A 728-nucleotide genomic window follows, 5' to 3' on the forward strand; every position below is an offset into this window, starting at 1 on the left:
AAACTATAAAGTCAATAATCTAAAGAAATAATCATATAATATCTTTAGATTGCATTAAACTGAGTTAATATTTATGCAAATCAAACAAGATTATACAAGATAATTCAACACCAAAATAACAATCATCTCAAAGGACTCACAAATGCCAACTATTAAATCAAGCACAGATTTACGCAATAACTACAACGAGATATCAACATTTTGCCACGAAACAAAAGAGCCAGTTTTCATTACAAAAAACGGTCGCGGGGACTTAGCTGTAATGAGCATTGACTTATTCAACAAATTCATGAGCAAATACGAACTGTACAGTTCACTCTCTCAAAGCGAGTCTGATTTTAACAACAATCACACATTATCTTTTGAAGAATCAATGCGAAACTTAAGAGAAGAACTCAACAATGGCGCAAAGTAACCCAAAATACGCAATACTTGTTTCGCAAAGTTATCATAAAGATTTGCAAGGCATAGTCCATTACATTGCGCACAATTTAGACTCACCAATTACAGCAGCCGAATTCCTCGATAATGTGGAAGCCACTGTTTCAAGCTTATCCACAATGCCTTATCGATACCGATTAGTGAACGATGATTACCTTAGTAGTAAAAACTTTAGAAGATGTTTTGTTAAAAAATATGTGATCTTCTATAAAATTTGCGAAGAGAACAAAACGGTTATGGTGCATAGAATACTTCATGCTAGACAAAACTGGGTTGACATATTGTAA

Annotated in this window: 2 protein-coding genes; both read left to right on the forward strand. The window is 33.4% G+C overall.

Annotated features, from left to right (window positions below):
• Window positions 1-142: 142 nt before the first annotated feature.
• Entirely contained in the window at window positions 143-415 is a 273-nt protein-coding gene (locus AC1EKB_RS06205; protein WP_481249149.1) for a type II toxin-antitoxin system Phd/YefM family antitoxin, read from the forward strand.
• Window positions 402-728: a type II toxin-antitoxin system RelE/ParE family toxin gene (locus AC1EKB_RS06210; RefSeq protein WP_415694262.1), complete on the forward strand. Its 327-nt coding sequence runs from the start codon at window positions 402-404 to the stop codon at window positions 726-728. The genes AC1EKB_RS06205 and AC1EKB_RS06210 overlap by 14 nt, the downstream gene beginning before the upstream one ends.

It is taken from the genome of Gardnerella sialicivorans subsp. sialicivorans, assembly GCF_056746795.1.

What these genes read in the sequence shown, in the direction of transcription:
- AC1EKB_RS06205 (WP_481249149.1), top strand. Translation starts at nt 143, where the DNA reads ATGCCAACTATTAAATCAAGCACAGATTTACGCAATAACTACAACGAG.
- AC1EKB_RS06210 (WP_415694262.1), top strand. Translation starts at nt 402, where the DNA reads ATGGCGCAAAGTAACCCAAAATACGCAATACTTGTTTCGCAAAGTTAT.